This is a genomic window from Massilia sp. Leaf139 (assembly GCF_001424165.1).
Classification (GTDB): Bacteria; Pseudomonadota; Gammaproteobacteria; order Burkholderiales; family Burkholderiaceae_D; genus Telluria.
In genome coordinates this window covers 167,142-181,959 of the sequence record NZ_LMOJ01000023.1, presented here as the reverse complement: position 1 = coordinate 181,959, position 14,818 = coordinate 167,142, and the positions used below count along the sequence as shown (strand labels likewise).

Sequence of the window (14,818 nt, the reverse complement as noted above, 5' to 3'; positions counted from 1 at the left end):
AATCGCGGGATGTCCACACCGACCCACTCTTCCGCCCCCTGCCCCTGCGGCGGCGGCGCGCTGGCCAGCTGCTGCGGCCCGTACATCGCCGGCGACGCGCTGCCGCCCACAGCGGAGGCCCTGATGCGTTCGCGCTATACGGCCTATACCCAGCGGGACGAGGCCTATCTGCGCGCCACCTGGCACCCCAGCACCCGCCCGCAAGACGCCATCCTCGACCCCGACGAACAGCTGCGCTGGCTCGGCTTGGAGATAAAATCTGCTTTACGTTTACGTCAACGTAAAGCAGAATTGCCGGATCATCCAGATAGCGATACTGTGGAATTCGTCGCGCGTTATAAAGTGGGTGGCCGCGCGCACCGGCTGCACGAGCTGAGCCGCTTCCAGCGCGAACCCGACCCGGATCTCGGCGGCCAGCCGCGCTGGTTCTATCTGGACGGCACATTTCCGAAGTAAGAGACAGCAAGAACAGATCAACATAGAGGACGGCATGCCCCATATCGAGAGCAAACTCAACCCGCGCGGTGAGGATTTCAAAGCCAACGCCGCAGCCATGCAAACCATCGTCGACGACCTGCGCGCGAAAGTCGCGGCGATCGGCGAGGGCGGCGGCGAAGCGGCCCGCGCCAAGCACGTCGCACGCGGCAAACTGCTGCCGCGCGACCGCGTGCAGATGCTGCTCGATCCGGGTACGCCTTTCCTCGAATTTTCCCAGCTGGCCGCTTACGACATGTATGAGAATGCGGCGCCGGCGGCGGGCATCATCACCGGCATCGGCCGCGTCGCCGGCCAGGAATGCGTGATCGTCTGTAATGACGCCACGGTCAAGGGCGGCACCTACTACCCGATGACGGTCAAAAAACACCTACGCGCCCAGGAAATCGCCGAGCAGAACAATTTACCGTGCATCTACCTGGTCGACTCTGGCGGCGCCAACCTGCCGAACCAGGACGACGTCTTCCCGGATCGCGACCATTTCGGCCGCATCTTCTATAACCAGGCGAACCTGTCCGCCAAGGGCATCCCGCAGATCGCCGTCGTGATGGGTTCGTGCACGGCGGGCGGCGCCTACGTGCCGGCGATGAGCGACGAGTCGATCATCGTCAAGGAGCAGGGCACCATCTTCCTGGGCGGCCCGCCGCTGGTGAAAGCGGCGACGGGCGAAGTCGTCAGCGCCGAAGACCTGGGTGGCGGCGACGTCCACACCCGTTTATCTGGCGTGGTCGACCACCTGGCCCAGAACGATCTGCATGCGCTGTCGCTGGCCCGTACCATCGTTTCGAACCTGAATCGCACCAAATTGGTGCAGGGCGCCACCCGCGAGTCCATCGAACCAAAATATGCGCCGCAAGAGCTGTACGGCGTGATTCCGGTCGACACCCGCAAACCTTTCGACGTACGCGAAGTGATCGCACGTGTGGTCGACGGCAGCGAATTCGACGAATTCAAGGCCCGTTACGGCACTACGCTCGTCTGCGGCTTCGCCCATATCTACGGCGTCAAAGTCGGCATCATCGCGAACAACGGCATCCTGTTCTCGGAGTCGGCCTTAAAAGGCACCCACTTCATCGAGCTGTGCTGCCAGCGCAAGATCCCGCTGGTGTTCCTGCAGAACATCACCGGCTTCATGGTGGGCCGCAAATACGAAAACGAGGGCATCGCCCGCAATGGCGCCAAGATGGTGACTGCGGTGGCCACCGCCTCGGTGCCGAAGTTCACCGTCATCATCGGCGGGTCGTTTGGCGCCGGCAACTACGGCATGTGCGGCCGCGCGTTTTCTCCGCGCTTCCTGTGGATGTGGCCGAACGCGCGCATCTCGGTGATGGGCGGCGACCAGGCGGCCTCGGTGCTGGCCACCGTGAAACGCGACGGCATCGAAGCGCGCGGCGGCCAATGGTCGCCCGACGAGGAGGCGGCGTTCAAACAGCCGATCAAGGAACAGTACGAGCACCAGGGCCACCCGTATTACGCGTCGGCGCGCCTGTGGGACGACGGCGTCATCGACCCGGCCGACACGCGCATGGTGCTGGGCCTGGGTCTGTCGGCCGCGCTGAACGCGCCGATCGAAGAGACGAAGTTCGGCGTGTTCCGGATGTAAGGGAAGTAAAAAATGAACTACGAAACCCTCACGGTCGGCATCGCCGACAAGGTCGCCACCGTCACCCTGAACCGTCCGGATCTGCGCAACGCTTTTAATGAACAGGCGATCGCCGAGCTGGCGCTGGCCTTCGATGAACTCGGCCGCAACGAACTGGTGCGCGCCGTGGTGTTGGCCGCGAACGGCCCGGCCTTTTGCGCCGGCGCCGACCTGAATTGGATGAAGAAGATGGCCGGCTACTCGCATGACGAGAACCGCGCCGACGCCTCGCGCCTGGCCGACATGCTGCGCACGATTTATTTGTGCCCGAAGCCGACCGTGGCGAAAGTCCAGGGCGACTGTTATGCCGGCGGCATGGGCCTGGTCGCGGCCTGCGACATCGTGGTCGCGGCCGAAGGAGTAAACTTCTGCCTGTCCGAAGTCAAACTCGGACTGATCCCGGCGACGATCTCGCCGTATGTGATCAAGGCGATGGGCGAACAGGCCGCGCGCCGCTACTTCCTGACGGCCGAGCGTTTCGACGCCGCCGCGGCGCTGCGCATGGGTTTCGCGCACGAAGTGGTCGCGCCCGACGCGCTCGATACGACGGTGGCGGGCCTGGTCAAAGCGCTGGTCGCGAACAGCCCGAACGCCGTCGTGGAAGCGAAAAAGCTGGTGCGCGAGGTCGTCGGCCAGCCCGTCACCGACGCGCTGCTGCAAGACACCGCCGAGCGCATCGCGGCCATCCGCGCTTCGACCGAAGGACGCGAAGGCGTGGCTTCCTTCCTCGAGAAACGCAAGCCGAACTGGCTCAACTAGCAAGGTATTGAGGATTCATCGTGAAGCACCAGACATCGTCCGACTGGATCGCACGCAGCCTGCGCAGCGTGTGGCATCCCTGCACGCAGATGCAGCACCACGAAGAGGTGCCGCTGATCGCCGTGCAGCGGGCCAAGGGGCCGTGGCTGTACGACCATGAAGGCAAACGCTACCTGGACGCGATCAGCTCCTGGTGGGTGAACCTGTTCGGCCATGCCAATCCGCGCATCAACGCGGCCCTGAAGGAGCAGCTCGACACGCTGGAGCACGCGATGCTGGCCGGTTTTACGCATGAGCCGGTGATCGAACTGTCGGAGCAGCTGGCCGCCCTCACCGGCCACGCGCTCGGCCACGCCTTCTATGCGTCCGACGGCGCCTCGGCGGTCGAGATCGCGATGAAGATGAGTTTTCACGCCTGGCGCAATGCCGGCTTCAGCGACAAGCAGGAATTCGTCTGCCTGCAGGGCAGCTACCACGGCGAGACCATCGGCGCACTCAGCGTCACCGACGTCCCGCTGTTCAAGGATGCCTACGGCCCGCTGCTGCGCGCCGCCCACGTGGTGGCCTCGCCCGACGCGCGCAACGCCGTTGAGGGCGAATCGAGCCAGGACGTGGCGCGCCGCGCCTTGAAAGACGTGGAACGCCTGTTCGAAGAGCGCGGCAACAAGATCGCCGCCATGATCGTCGAGCCGCTGGTGCAGTGCGCGACCGGAATGGCGATGTACGACCCGCTGTATCTGGAACTGCTGCGCGAACTGTGCGACCGCCACCACGTGCACCTGATCGCCGACGAGATCGCGGTCGGCTGCGGCCGCACCGGCACCTTCTTCGCCTGCGAACAGGCGGCGATCTGGCCGGACTTCCTGTGCCTGTCGAAAGGCATCAGCGGCGGCTACCTGCCGCTATCCCTGGTGCTGACCACCGACGCCATCTACCAATCCTTCTACAGCGAAGACATCACGCGCGGCTTCCTGCACTCGCACTCGTACACGGGCAATGCGCTGGCCTGCCGCGCGGCTCTGGCGACCCTGCAGATCTTCCGCGACGACGACGTCTTGAACCGCAACCGCGAGCTGGCGACCAAGCTGACCATCGCCATGGCGCCGCTGGCCGAGCACGAGCGCACCCATCATTTCCGCCAGCGCGGCATGATCTTCGCGTTCGACGCGATCGAGCCGGATCCGGCGCGCGCCGCCGCCTTCGCGCGCCGCTTCTTTACCAGCGCCGTCGAGAACGAACTGCTGCTGCGCCCGATCGGCCGCACCGTCTACGTGATGCCGCCCTACGTGCTCGACGAGGAAGAAATCGAGCTGCTCGGCGTGCGGGTGAAATCGGTGTTCGAATCGGTGATCGCAGGGTCATGATGGACTTGATCGACAGCGTCAACCGCAAGCTGGCCGCGCTGGAACAGGGTAGCCTGATCCGGCGCCGGCGCATCGCCGACACCCGCTGCACGCCGCTGCAGGTGGTCGACGGCCGCGCCATGCTGGCCTTTTGCAGCAACGACTATCTTGGCCTGGCCGCGCACCCGCGCGTGGTCGAAGCGTTGCGCGCCGGCGCCCAACTCTACGGCGCCGGCAGCGGCGCCTCGCACCTGATCAGCGGCCATAGCCGCGCCCACGCCATCCTGGAAGAACGCCTGGCCGAATTCGCCGCGCCCCATATCGAGGATGCGCGCGCGCTGTACTTCAGCACCGGCTACATGGCGAATCTGGCCGTCCTGACCGCGCTCGGGCAGGATGCCGATGCGATGATCTTTTCCGAGGCGTTGAACCACGCCTCGCTGATCGACGGTGCGCGCCTGGCGCGTGCCGGCGTCACCGTCTATCCGCACGGCGACGTGGCGGCGCTCGACGCCTTGCTGGCGGCCAGCGGCGCGCCCGTCAAAATCGTCGCCACCGATTCCGTCTTCAGCATGGACGGCATTCTCGCGCCGCTGCCGCAACTGCTGGCCCTGTGCGAGCGCCACGGCGCCTGGCTGGTGGTCGACGACGCCCACGGCTTCGGCGTGCTCGGCGCGCAGGGACGCGGCGCCCTCGAACACTTCGGTTTGCGCTCACCGAACCTCGTGTACGTCGGTACCCTCGGTAAAGCGGCTGGGGTGGGCGGCGCCTTCATCGCGGCGCACGCCAGCGTGATCGAGCTGATGATCCAGCGCGCGCGTCCCTACATCTACACGACGGCGGCGCCGCCGGCGCTGGCCCATGCGCTGTTAACGAGCCTGGACATCATCACCAGCGACGAAGGCGCGGGCCTGCGCAGCCACCTGGCCGTGCTGATCGCCCAGCTCGACGCCGAACTGAAGCTGACGCGCTGGCAGCGGCCGGTATCGGCGACGCCGATCCAGCCGATCCTGATCGGCGCCAACGAGGAGGCGCTGCGTGTGGCCGCGGCCTTGCATGCGCGCGGCCTGTGGGTGCCGGCGATCCGCCCGCCGACTGTCCCGCAGGGCACGGCGCGCCTGCGCGTGACGCTGTCGGCCGCGCACACCCACGACGAGGTCGCGCAACTGGCGAACGCACTGAACGAACTGGAGGCCATGTGATCAAGAACCTGAACGAGCCCCTGGAACCGGCCGCCGAAATGGTGGCCGGCCGCACGACGACCCTGCCGAAACCGGCGACGGAACCGGCCGCAGCGCCCGCCGAGGCGCTGGCCGGCGAAGGCCTGCCGACCCGCTTTTGCTGCTTTGTCACCGGCACCGACACCGAGATCGGCAAGACCCTGGTCTCGAGCGCGATCCTGCATAAACTGGTCGAGCGCGGCCAGCGCGCCTGCGGCATGAAGCCGGTCGCGGCCGGCGCCGAGATCGTCGACGGCGAGCTGCACAACGAGGACGCCGACATGCTGGCCGCCGCCGGCAACGTGCACCTGCCGCAGAACATCACCACGCCCTACATGCTGCGCGCGGCCTGCGCTCCGCATATCGCGGCCGGGCTGGAAGGCGTCACCATCGAGCCGGTGCCGATCATCGCCGCCTATGCCGAAATTTTGGGCGCGTCGGACGCCGTCGTGGTCGAAGGCGTGGGCGGCTTCCGCGTGCCCTTCTCCGACAGCTTCGACAGCGCGCAACTGGCCGAGCAGCTGAACTTGCCGGTGATCCTGGTGGTCGGCATGCGCCTGGGCTGCATCAGCCATGCGCTGCTCACCGTCGAGGCGATCGTGGCCCGCAACCTGGTGCTGGCCGGCTGGGTCGCGAACACGGCCGATCCGGAGATGCGCTTTTTTGACGAGAACATCGAGGCGCTGGCCGCGCGCATTCCCGCGCCCCTGCTCGGCATCGTGCCGCGCCTCGAACAAGCGACCGCCGCCAACGCGGCCCGATTCATCGATCTCGCGGGACTGCCGGGCTGGCCGTCGACGCGGGCTCCGTAACACCCAAGCTGAAGGACTACCATGAATGCTCCCCATACCGTCGCCCTGCACCGCCCGACCGCCATCAAGGAACGGCTTGACGCCACCTGGCCGCTGGCCGACGTGCTGGCCCTGTTCGAACTGCCGTTCAACGACCTGATGTTCCGCGCCCAGGAAGCGCACCGCGCCCACTTCCCGGACGGCGACGTCGAACTGGCGACCCTGCTGTCGATCAAGACCGGCGGCTGCGAGGAAGACTGCGGCTACTGCCCGCAGGCGGCGCGCTACGACACCGGCGTCGAAGCGAAGAAGATCCTGGATATCGACACCGTGCTCGATGCCGCGCGCCAGGCGAAAGCCAACGGCGCCACCCGCTTCTGCATGGGCGCCGCCTGGCGCAGCCCGAAAGAGCGCGACATGGCCAAGGTCGAAGAGATGGTGCGCGAAGTAAAGGCGCTGGGCATGGAAACCTGCGCCACGCTGGGCATGCTCGAAGAGGGCCAGGCCGAACAGCTGAAAAACGCCGGCCTCGATTTTTATAACCACAACATCGACACCGCGCCGGACTTCTATAACAACGTGATCTCGACCCGCGAATACCAGGATCGCCTCGATACCCTGGGCCGCGTACGCCAGGCCGGGCTGAAGGTTTGCTGCGGCGGCATCGTCGGCATGGGCGAGACGCGCGAGCAGCGCGCCGGTTTGCTGGCGCAGCTGGCGAACCTGAATCCGTATCCGGAGTCCGTCCCGGTGAACCACCTGGTGCAGGTCGAGGGCACGCCGCTGCACGGCCTCGATCCGCTCGATCCGCTCGAATTCGTGCGCACCATCGCGGTCGCGCGCATCACCATGCCGCAGGCGCGCGTGCGCCTGTCAGCCGGCCGGCGCCAGCTGGGCGAAGCCGTGCAGGCGATGTGCTTCATGGCCGGCGCGAATTCGATTTTCTACGGCGACAAGCTGCTCACCACGGGCAATCCGGAAGCCGAGGACGACCGCGCGCTGCTGGCGAAACTGGGCCTGAAGACCCGTTCGGCCACGCTGGAATCGGCGCCGAAAGAAGCTTGCGGCTGCTGAGCATTCATTCGACAAACACTAATAATTAAGCGAGACCACACGCATGTTCACCAAAATCCTCATCGCCAACCGTGGCGAAATCGCCTGCCGTGTCGCCGCCACCGCGCGCCGCATGGGTATCCGCACCGTCGCCGTGTATTCGGAAGCGGACGCCGGGTCGAAGCATGTTGCGGTCTGCGATGAGGCAGTGGCGATCGGGCCGGCCGCGGCCAAGGAAAGCTATCTGCGCGGCGAGAAGATCATCGAGGTGGCGCTCGCCACCGGCGCCCAGGCGATCCACCCGGGCTATGGCTTCCTGTCCGAGAACGCGGAATTCGCCGAAGCCTGCGCGCGCGCCGGCCTGGTCTTCATCGGCCCGCCGGGTTCCTCGATGCGCGCCATGGGCTCGAAATCGGCCGCCAAGCAGTTGATGGAAGGCGCCAACGTGCCGCTGGTGCCGGGCTACCACGGCGAGAACCAGGATCCGGAATTCCTGCGCCAGCAGGCCGACCGCATCGGCTATCCGGTGCTGCTCAAGGCGAGCGCCGGCGGCGGCGGCAAGGGCATGCGCGTGGTCGAGCGCAGCGAGGACTTCGTCGCCGCGCTCGGCTCCTGCAAGCGCGAGGCGATCAGTTCCTTCGGCGACGACAAGGTGCTGGTCGAAAAATACCTGACCCGTCCGCGCCACATCGAGATCCAGGTATTCGCCGACACGCTCGGCAACTGCGTCTACCTGCACGAGCGCGACTGCTCGGTGCAGCGCCGCCACCAGAAGGTGCTGGAAGAAGCGCCGGCGCCGGGCATGACGCTCGATCGCCGCGCGGCGATGGGCGAAGCGGCGGTGAATGCGGCGCGCGCCGTCGGCTATGTCGGCGCCGGCACCGTCGAATTCATCGCCAACCAGGACGGTTCGTTCTACTTCATGGAGATGAACACGCGCCTGCAGGTGGAACACCCGGTCACCGAAATGATCACCGGTACTGACCTGGTCGAATGGCAGCTGCGCGTGGCCGCCGGCCAGCCGCTGCCGAAAAAACAATCGGAACTGGCGATCCACGGCCATGCGATCGAGGCGCGCATCTATGCCGAGAATCCCGAGAAGGGCTTCCTGCCGTCGATCGGCACGCTGCGCCACATGGACACGCCAGCCGCCGTGAATTTCGAGCTGGGCGGCGTGGCCGGTGCGACGGGTACCGAACCGGCCGCCGTGCGCATCGATTCCGGCGTGCGCGAAGGCGATGCGATTTCTCCGTTCTACGATCCGATGATCGCGAAACTCATCGTCTGGGGCGTGGATCGCACGCAAGCGCTGGCGCGCCTGTCGCAGGCCCTGGCCGAATTTCAGATCGTCGGCCTGGCGACGAATATCGCCTTCTTGAAACGCCTGGTTGAGGGCGAAGCGTTTTCGACGGCCGATCTCGACACCGGTCTCATCGAGCGCAATGGCGCGACCCTGTTCCCGCCCTCGAAGGCGGCGTCGCCTGGCGCGCTGGCGCTGGCGGCGGTGGCGCTGATCGAAGCGGAAAAGCGCCAATCGGCCGGCGCCTCCGCGAACGCGGCCGACCCATGGGGCCAGGCGCAGGGCTGGCGCCTGAACGGCGACTACCGCCGCGTGCTCTCCTTTGGCGACGAGTACGCAGCCACGCTTCCGGGCGGTGCCTACCAGGTCGGCGTGGTGTACCACCCGCAGGGCTGGGAACTCGAGATCGACGGCCTCAAGCAGCCATTGACCGTCAGCGGCCATGACGGCGCGACGCTGTCGGTGCGCCTGGGCGAGCAGTCGATGCACGGCGCCGTGCGCCGCGACGGCGACCTGTTCCACGTGTTCACGAACGGCGAACACCACACGCTGGCCTACAACGACCCGATGGCCCATGCCGGCGAAGCCGAAGCCGCCGGTGGCCGTCTGACCGCGCCGATGCCGGGCAAGGTCGTGGCCGTCATGGTCGAGGGCGGCCAGACGGTGAAAAAGGGAGAGGCGCTGGTCATCATGGAAGCGATGAAGATGGAGCACACCATCGCCGCGCCGAGCGACGGCCTGGTCGAAGAGGTGCTGTATGCGGTGGGCGACCAGGTCGCGGACGGGGCGCCGCTGCTGGCCTTCAAGGCTGCCTGATGCGCGTGCTGCTGTACCGCGGCGACGGCCAGATTGCGGCCTGGGCCGAGGGTCTGGCGCGCGCCATGCCGGGCGTGCAGACGCTCGGCTGGCAGGAGGGCGAGCAGCTCGGCGCCTGCAACTACGCGGTGCTGTGGAACCCCTCGCATGGCCTGCTGGCCCAGCTCGCGCAAGCGGCGCAACTGAAGGCGATCTTCCTGATGGGCGCCGGTGCCGACACCATCCTGAAATTCGGCGACGCCCTACCCAGCGCGCCGATCGTGCGCCTGGGCGACACCGGCATGGCGGTGCAGATGGCGGAATATGTCGCCCATGCGACGCTGCGCTACTTCCGCCGCTTCGACGAATACGAGCAGCAGGCCAGGCACGGCCTGTGGTCGCCGCTGCCGGTCTACGCCAAGGAAGAGTTTACGGTGGGCGTGATGGGCCTCGGCAAGCTGGGACTGCGCGTGGTGGAGACCATGCGCGCCTTCGAGTTTCCAGTGCGCGGCTGGAGCCGCACGCCGAAAGAGCTACATGGCGTCGACTGCTTCGCCGGCATGGAACAGCTCGACGATTTTTTGCGCGGCACACGGGTGCTGGTCTCGCTGCTGCCGCTCACAAGCGAAACCAACAACCTGCTCGACCGCCGGCGCTTGTCCACCCTGCCGCAAGGCGCGTATGTGATCAACGTCGCGCGCGGCGCGCAGCTGGCCGAGCCGGATTTGTTGACCCTGATCCGCAGCGGCCACATCGCCGGCGCCACGCTCGACGTGTTCCGCAACGAGCCGCTGCCGGCGCCGCACCCGTTCTGGGACGAGCCGCGCATCACGATCACGCCGCACATCTCGGCGCTGACGGTACGGAGCGAGGCGGTGCGCCAGATCGCCGATAAAATCGCCGCCTTCGAGGCGGATCAACCGGTGGACGATATCGTCGACCGCAACCTGGGATACTGAGATGAACAGCCACACTAGCCTGCCCAAGAAGGTCAAACTGGTCGAAGTCGGTCCGCGCGACGGCCTGCAGAACGAAAAGGAAACCATCAGCGCCGAGGTGAAGATCGAGCTGGTCGACCGCCTCTCGCGCGCGGGTTTCAGCAATGTCGAAGCGGCGTCCTTCGTGTCGCCGAAATGGGTGCCGCAGATGGCCACCAGCAGCGAAGTCATGGCGAAGATCACGCGCCTGCCCGGCACCATCTATTCGGCGCTGACGCCGAACATGCAGGGGTTCGAGGCAGCGCTGGCGGCCAAGGCGGATGAAGTCGTTATCTTCGGCTCGGCCTCGGAAGCCTTTTCGCAAAAGAACATCAACTGCTCGATCGCGGAATCGATCGCGCGCTTCGAGCCAGTGGCGAAAGCGGCCAAGGCGAACGGTTTGCGCCTGCGCGGCAGCATCAGCACCGCCTTTGGCTGCCCCTACCAGGGCGAGGTGCCTTTGGACGCCGTGGCCGACGTAGTGCGCCGCATGCGCGACCTCGGCTGCGACGAGATCGACATCGCCGACACCATCGGCGTCTCGACCGCGCGCAAGACGCAAGAGGTGATGCTGGCAGCGGCGCGCGAATTCCCGTTGCAACAACTGTCCGGCCACTTCCACGACACCTATGGCCAGGCGCTGGCGAACATCTACGCCAGCCTGGAAGTCGGCGTGCAGATTTTCCACTCGTCGGTCTCGGGCCTGGGCGGCTGCCCATATGCCAAGGGCGCGACCGGGAACGTGGCAACCGAAGACGTGCTGTACCTGCTGCACGGCCTCGGCATCGAGACCGGGATCGACCTCGACCAGGTGGTGGACGCCGGCCAGTTCATCTCGCAGCAGCTCGGCCGCAAAGGCGCCAGCCGCGCGGGGAATGCGCTCGCCGCCAAGCGCTTGGGCTGAACCATCGGCATCGTCGCGAATCGAACGTAGCATGGGCGGCTCTGCCGTCCACGCGTGATCATCGGCGATCCGAATCCGGCTTTGTAAACGAAAAAAGCCGACAACTGATGTTGTCGGCTTTTCTCTTCATACTGGTCGGAGTACAAGGATTCGAACCTTGGACCCCCTGGTCCCAAACCAGGTGCGCTACCGGGCTGCGCTACACTCCGAAGACACGCATCATAGCGGTTGAGATTCCTTTGGTCAAGGTCGGGTTTTCATTTTGTGGATTTTTCGTGCAGCGGGAGCGCGAATGGTGAGATCGACAAGCGCGGACAGCCTGGCCTTTGCGGCCGATGCCGGCGCCACGCACCGGCGCATCGCGGCCGGTGTCGCGCTGTCGCTGCTGCTGCATGTGCTGGTGCTGGGCATGCAGCGCGGCAGCGTGCAGCGGGAACCCGCAGCGGCGCCGCGTCCGCTCGCCGTGCGCCTGCGTCCGCCGCCAGCGCCGCGGGTCGAAGCAGCGCCGCCGCCTGCTGCTCCGGCCGCGCAGCCTGCGCGCCGCGTGCGCAAAACGGCGCGGCCCGTGATCGCCGTCGATCCGGCGCCGACACCGGCGCAACCCGATCCGTTCACCGTGGAGCAAACCCCGCAAGCTGCGCCGGAATCGGAATCGGAATCGGAACCGGAAACGCCACGCTTCGACCGCGAGGGCGCACGCCGGATGGCGCGCTCGCTGGCCAATATCCGCGATCCGGCGAAAGAAGGTACGGCGATCGGCCAGTTCCCCGATCCCCCTTTGAAAACGGAAACCCGCGCCGCGCGCGCGATCGGGGCGGCCAAGCGCCGCAATTGCAAGGACGGCATTCCCGGCGGGCTGTTGGCGCCGCTGATCCTGTTGGCGGACAAGAAGGATAGCGGGTGCAAGTGGTGACCTCCAGCCTAGCGCGTGGACTCGGGAGTCGACCCTACATCCGTGGCCGGCGTGGATCATTCTCCCTTGATCTGCAAGGCGCGCTCGTACAAGGCGTTCTTCTTGCGCCCGGTAATCTGCGCGGTCAGGTTCGCCGCCTGCTTGACGCTGCATTCGCTCAATAAAATGTTCAGGATGCGTTCGGCCTCGGCATCCTGGGCATCGGTCTCGATGCTCGCGCCTTCGACCAGCACCACGAATTCGCCGCGCTCGCGGTGCTGGTCGGCTTTCACCCAGGCCAGCGCTTCGTGCAGCGGGCAGCGGTGCACCTCTTCGAACAGTTTCGTGAGTTCGCGCGCGAACACCACCTGGCGCGTCCCTTCGAACACGGCCATCAAGCCTTCGACGCAATCGACGATGCGGTGCGGCGCCTCGTAGATGACGAGGGTGGCCGGTTCGCGCACCAGTTCCTGCAAGGCCGCTTCGCGCTGCTTGGCCTTGGCGGGTAAAAAGCCGACAAAATTGAAACGGTCGTTGACCAGGCCGGAGGCGGACAGGGCGGTGACCGAGGCCGAGGCGCCCGGCAGCGGCAGCACGCGCAGGCCGGCTTCCCGCACGGCGTCGACGATGCGCGCGCCGGGATCGGAGACGGCGGGGGTGCCGGCGTCCGACACCAGGGCCACGCGCTCGCCGGCGCGCAGGCGTGCCACCAGTTTGTCGGCCGCTTCGCGCTCGTTATGCTGATGCGCCGCGACCATCTGCTTGTTCAAGCCGTAACGGGTGAGCAGGGCGCCGGTTTTGCGGGTATCCTCGCAGGCGACCACGTCGGCCAGCGCCAGCAGGTGCAGCGCGCGCAGCGTGATGTCGGTGGCGTTCCCGATGGGAGTGGCCACCACATATAAAGTTGCTGTAGGATAAGACTGTTGAGCTGCCTCGGCCATCACGGGGAGCTGGGCGATATCGATGGACTGGTTGTCGGTCATGTTGGAGGAGTCGGTGCTCATGAAAAGTCTTACATTCAATCTTGTGAAGGGCCTGCTGGCCGCCGCTGCCGCGACCCTGGCCGCGGGCTGTACTTCACCCATGCCGCCCGATCTGGGGTGCGGCGTACCGGGCGGATTGTGCGCGCCCCTTGAACCAAACACAAGGGCGCGCACCGAGGAGCCGGTCTCGCCGCCGCCAGCGCCGCGGCCGGCCGAATCGGAAACCCGGACGTCGCCGGTGGAACTGTATCCGGGCACGGGCACGCCGCAAGCACAGTCTCAACCGGCCGGCGGCACGGCGCGCATCGCCCTGCTGCTGCCGCTGCAGTCGCCCGGCCTGGGCCAGGCCGCCGAAGCCGTGCGCGCGGGTTTTCTCGCCGGCCACGAACGCGACCGCGCCGGGATCGAGGTCGACGTCATTCCCAGCGGAGATTCCCCTGAATCGACCTTGCAGGCCTATGCCCGCGCCGTCGGGCAGAACGACATCGTCGTCGGCCCGCTGGCACGCTCGAGCGTAGCCGCCCTGATTGCCGGCAATGTGGTGACAAAACCGACGCTGGCATTGAACCACCCCCAAACGGATCGTCCGCTGCCGCCGCAACTGCTGGTGGTGGGCCTGTCGCTGGAAGAAGAAGCGCGGCAAGTGGCCGACTGGGCCGCGCAGGAACACCCGAGCGGACGCGCCCTGGTGCTGGGCGGCAAAGCGGCCTGGCAACAGCGCGCCGCCGGCGCCTTCACCGCACGCTGGGCGCGTCTGGGCCACAACAACGCGAGCGTCGAACTGCCGATCGTCGACGGCTATGTCGACGCCAACGCGCTGGCGGAACTGCGCTCGCGCATGGAGATCGACCGTCCCCAGCTGGTCTTCGCCGCGCTCGACGCCGGCGCCCTGCGCCAGGTACGCAGCGCCCTCGGCACCTCGCTGCCGACCTATGCGATCTCGGCCGCCAATCCGGGCCGTTCTCCCGGTTTGTCGGTGCCGGAACTGGACGGCGTGCGCCTGGTCGACCTGCCCTGGACGGTGCAGCCGGATCATCCGCAAGTGATGGTCTACCCGCGCCCGGTCGAGGCCGAATCGCTCGACATGCAGCGTTTATATGCGCTCGGTATCGACGCCTTCCAGGTGGCGCGCACGCTGGCGCAGCGGCCGGGCACGGGGTTCGAGCTCGATGGCGTCACCGGGCGCCTGACGGTGCGCCAGGAAAATGGCGCCTGGTCGCTGCGGCGCATGGAAGCGGCCGCCGTCTACCGCGACGGCATCGGCTACGAAGCGGTTGCCGGAAAATGAGATGGGTTCGCACCTGTCCGAGAAGCAGGCGCAAGGCCGCGACTGGGAGCAGACGGCGCTGCGCTACCTGCGCCGCCATGGCCTGACCCTGGTCGAAGCGAATTTCACCTGTAAAGGCGGAGAAATCGACCTGATCATGCGCGACGGCGAGTCGCTCGTCTTCGTCGAAGTGCGCCAGCGCGCCGACCGCCGCCACGGCGGAGCCGCCGCCAGCATCACCCCCAACAAAATTCGCAGGTTGATCAGGGCCGCCCAGGTCTACCTGCAGCGCCTGCCGACATTGCCGCCCTGCCGCTTCGACGTCGTCGCCATCGACGGCGAGGAACTCGACTGGCTGCGCGACGCGATTCAGGTCTGAGCATCCGCCGCCTACTTT

At 66.7% G+C, this 14,818-nt stretch carries 14 protein-coding genes and 1 tRNA gene; 13 read left to right on the top strand and 2 right to left on the bottom strand.

Annotated elements, in window-relative coordinates; genetic code table 11:
- Positions 1-9 precede the first annotated feature (9 nt).
- From ASF77_RS15015 to ASF77_RS14970, 10 genes are read left to right on the top strand one after another with little or no spacing between them, the layout of a single operon-like run.
- On the top strand, positions 10-456 hold the full coding sequence (locus tag ASF77_RS15015; RefSeq protein WP_056340921.1) for a YchJ family protein: 447 nt from the start codon (positions 10-12) through the stop codon (positions 454-456).
- Between the two features lie 34 nt (positions 457-490).
- The gene (locus ASF77_RS15010) at positions 491-2,098 is read left to right on the top strand and encodes a carboxyl transferase domain-containing protein (RefSeq protein ID WP_056340919.1); all 1,608 of its coding nucleotides are present in this window, start codon (positions 491-493) and stop codon (positions 2,096-2,098) included.
- Positions 2,099-2,110: 12 nt separating this feature from the next.
- Complete coding sequence (locus tag ASF77_RS15005; RefSeq protein ID WP_056340917.1) at positions 2,111-2,896, top strand: enoyl-CoA hydratase/isomerase family protein; 786 nt, start codon at positions 2,111-2,113, stop codon at positions 2,894-2,896.
- 20 nt (positions 2,897-2,916) lie between these two features.
- Complete coding sequence (gene bioA / locus ASF77_RS15000; protein WP_056340915.1) at positions 2,917-4,260, top strand: adenosylmethionine--8-amino-7-oxononanoate transaminase; 1,344 nt, start codon at positions 2,917-2,919, stop codon at positions 4,258-4,260.
- Entirely contained in the window at positions 4,260-5,441 is a 1,182-nt protein-coding gene (bioF, locus tag ASF77_RS14995; protein ID WP_056340914.1) for an 8-amino-7-oxononanoate synthase, read from the top strand. The genes bioA and bioF overlap by 1 nt, the downstream gene beginning before the upstream one ends.
- 38 nt (positions 5,442-5,479) lie before the next feature.
- On the top strand, positions 5,480-6,271 hold the full coding sequence (gene bioD, locus ASF77_RS14990) for a dethiobiotin synthase (protein ID WP_056341243.1): 792 nt from the start codon (positions 5,480-5,482) through the stop codon (positions 6,269-6,271).
- Between the two features lie 21 nt (positions 6,272-6,292).
- Positions 6,293-7,324 carry a biotin synthase BioB gene (bioB, locus tag ASF77_RS14985; protein ID WP_229445453.1) on the top strand — a complete coding sequence of 344 codons (1,032 nt, stop codon included), beginning with the start codon at positions 6,293-6,295 and terminating at the stop codon, positions 7,322-7,324.
- Positions 7,325-7,367: 43 nt separating this feature from the next.
- The gene (locus ASF77_RS14980) at positions 7,368-9,419 is read left to right on the top strand and encodes an acetyl/propionyl/methylcrotonyl-CoA carboxylase subunit alpha (RefSeq protein ID WP_056340912.1); all 2,052 of its coding nucleotides are present in this window, start codon (positions 7,368-7,370) and stop codon (positions 9,417-9,419) included.
- Positions 9,419-10,357: a glyoxylate/hydroxypyruvate reductase A gene (locus ASF77_RS14975; protein WP_056340911.1), complete on the top strand. Its 939-nt coding sequence runs from the start codon at positions 9,419-9,421 to the stop codon at positions 10,355-10,357. The genes ASF77_RS14980 and ASF77_RS14975 overlap by 1 nt, the downstream gene beginning before the upstream one ends.
- Position 10,358: 1 nt before the next feature.
- Positions 10,359-11,279, top strand: coding sequence for a hydroxymethylglutaryl-CoA lyase (locus ASF77_RS14970; protein WP_056340909.1), 921 nt, complete (start codon positions 10,359-10,361; stop codon positions 11,277-11,279).
- A 132-nt stretch (positions 11,280-11,411) separates the two neighbouring features.
- Here ASF77_RS14970 and ASF77_RS14965 read toward each other — a convergent pair.
- A tRNA-Pro gene (locus tag ASF77_RS14965) sits at positions 11,412-11,488 on the bottom strand.
- A gap of 83 nt (positions 11,489-11,571) precedes the next feature.
- On the opposite strand from ASF77_RS14965, the gene ASF77_RS14960 reads away from it, so the two are divergent.
- Positions 11,572-12,192 (top strand): hypothetical protein, encoded by a 621-nt coding sequence (locus ASF77_RS14960; RefSeq protein ID WP_056340907.1) that lies wholly within the window; start codon positions 11,572-11,574, stop codon positions 12,190-12,192.
- 56 nt (positions 12,193-12,248) lie between these two features.
- Here the strand turns inward: ASF77_RS14960 and rsmI are convergent, their stop codons facing one another.
- The gene (gene rsmI, locus ASF77_RS14955) at positions 12,249-13,154 is read right to left on the bottom strand and encodes a 16S rRNA (cytidine(1402)-2'-O)-methyltransferase (RefSeq protein ID WP_056341241.1); all 906 of its coding nucleotides are present in this window, start codon (positions 13,152-13,154) and stop codon (positions 12,249-12,251) included.
- Positions 13,155-13,173: 19 nt separating this feature from the next.
- Between rsmI and ASF77_RS14950 the strand changes: the two genes are divergently transcribed.
- The gene (locus ASF77_RS14950; RefSeq protein ID WP_056340905.1) at positions 13,174-14,442 is read left to right on the top strand and encodes a penicillin-binding protein activator; all 1,269 of its coding nucleotides are present in this window, start codon (positions 13,174-13,176) and stop codon (positions 14,440-14,442) included.
- Position 14,443: 1 nt separating this feature from the next.
- On the top strand, positions 14,444-14,800 hold the full coding sequence (locus tag ASF77_RS14945) for a YraN family protein (RefSeq protein WP_056340903.1): 357 nt from the start codon (positions 14,444-14,446) through the stop codon (positions 14,798-14,800).
- The last annotated feature ends 18 nt before the right edge of the window (positions 14,801-14,818 follow it).